1 protein-coding gene is annotated in these 228 nt (G+C 58.8%); it reads right to left on the bottom strand.

Annotated elements, in window-relative coordinates; translation table 11 throughout:
• On the bottom strand, positions 1 to 224 hold a 224-nt coding region (fdxB, locus tag ACWGTO_RS34065), incomplete at its 3' end, for a ferredoxin III, nif-specific (RefSeq protein ID WP_454579029.1).
• Positions 225 to 228 lie beyond the last annotated feature (4 nt).

Genomic DNA, 228 nt, shown 5'->3' with positions numbered 1-228 from the left:
TGGTCGACGACCATGATCATGCGATTGAGCTCGCCATCGAAGTCGTCCTCGTCATCGCAGATGCCGAGGATTTCACCCGCGTCATCGACGCCGTAAAGATGCATGACCTCGCGCGAGCAGACCTTGAAGCAGCGGCCGCAACCGATGCAGGTCCGACCATCGATAAAGGTCAGATAGTCTGGCATCCATCTGGAGCCGTCGCGGGTAACGAACGGGCTGGTCATCGTG

The sequence above is a fragment of the Mesorhizobium sp. PL10 genome (assembly GCF_053714315.1).
The sequence above is the reverse complement of the archived record's forward strand: the minus strand, read 5'-3'. Positions and strand labels throughout refer to the sequence as shown.